Here is a 232-nt window from a genome sequence, read left to right as displayed (position 1 = left end):
CGCCACCACCCCGGCCCAGCCCGCCGCGGCGACGTCCGACGCGGCGTCCGCCGAAGCGGCCGAGCGCGATGAAGTCCCGGTCGGAACCGACGAGGCCGCGCCCGAGGCATCTGCCGAGACAGCCCCCGAGCCCGCTCCCGAAGCTCCGCCGGCCGAGGCGGCCGCCGCCGACCCGGATGCCGGGACCGTGGCGGCCGCCTCGGCCGGCGGAGCTTCGGGAGCGGGCTCGGGG

Annotated in this window: 1 pseudogene; it reads left to right on the top strand. The window is 81.0% G+C overall.

The window, feature by feature from the left end:
- A pseudogene (locus AX737_RS35140) lies at positions 1-232 on the top strand (hypothetical protein); the annotation flags it as partial.

This window comes from Methylobacterium sp. CCH5-D2, assembly GCF_001556475.1.
In the GTDB taxonomy this organism is placed as follows: Bacteria; Pseudomonadota; Alphaproteobacteria; order Rhizobiales; family Beijerinckiaceae; genus Methylobacterium; species Methylobacterium hispanicum.
The sequence above is the reverse complement of the archived record's forward strand: the minus strand, read 5'-3'. Positions and strand labels throughout refer to the sequence as shown.